The sequence below is a fragment of the Siphonobacter sp. BAB-5405 genome (assembly GCF_002872335.1).
Taxonomy (GTDB): Bacteria; Bacteroidota; Bacteroidia; order Cytophagales; family Spirosomataceae; genus Siphonobacter.
Map to the genome: position 1 here is coordinate 1 of NZ_NJAG01000148.1, position 577 is coordinate 577.

1 pseudogene is annotated in these 577 nt (G+C 46.1%); it reads left to right on the forward strand.

What is annotated here, in order from left to right:
* Nucleotides 1-449: pseudogene (locus BWI97_RS27890) on the forward strand (glucosidase); the annotation flags it as partial.
* Nucleotides 450-577 lie beyond the last annotated feature (128 nt).

Genomic DNA, 577 nt, shown 5'->3' on the forward strand with positions numbered 1-577 from the left:
CAGCCGCTTATCGTAATCCCTTTACCATGGAAATTGCGGGTGAACCGAAAGAGATTCGGTACACGCCCGGCGAATCCGACTCCAACATGTTTGGCGGAAATTCAAACTGGAGAGGTCCGGTATGGTATCCGTTCAATTTCTTCATCGTCAAATCGCTGGAAGAATTCGGAAATTATTACCAGGATCAGGTGCAGGTAGCGTTACCGGCAGGCAGTGAAAATTGTGGTAATCTAACCGATGCGGCGGCATTCCTGACTACCCGGTTATGGCACGCGTTTCGACCAGACGAAAAGGGACTAAGACCCTGTTTCGGCAAAGATGTCATCTACGCGGAAGATCCTTATTTTAAAGACCTGATTCTGTATTATGAACATTTTGACGGCGATACCTCCAGGGGTTTAGGAGCGAGCCATCAAACGGGCTGGACAGCTTTGATTACGCGTCTATAAATGACCGAATGCCCTGCGAATTTTCGCAGGGTATTCTATTTAGAGTAAAATTAGCCTTCGATAATGGAGATCATGTCGCCTCCTTCGTTCGTAATTCATTTATAAATGCATACAAATGCTTATCAGAC